Below are 215 nucleotides of genomic sequence, written 5' to 3'. Positions count from 1 at the left end.
ACCGAAACCAACTAACTTTTAACTTTTAACTTTTAACAAATCTAATTATTTAGCAATATTAACTGCTCTGGTTTCTCTAATAACAGTTACTTTAACTTGCCCCGGATACGTCATGTCTGTTTGTATTTTTTGCGAAATGTTAAATGATAAATCTGCTGCTTTATCATCATTTACTTTTTCACTTTCTACAATTACACGTAACTCTCTACCGGCTT

The 215-nt window shown here is 31.2% G+C and carries 1 pseudogene; it reads right to left on the bottom strand.

What is annotated here, in order from left to right:
* Positions 1–45 precede the first annotated feature (45 nt).
* Positions 46–215: pseudogene (locus FUA24_RS08280) on the bottom strand (ribonuclease Y); the annotation flags it as partial.

It is taken from the genome of Seonamhaeicola marinus (genome assembly GCF_008085455.1).
Note: the sequence above shows the minus strand (reverse complement) of the source record. Positions and strands in the feature narration are given on the sequence as shown.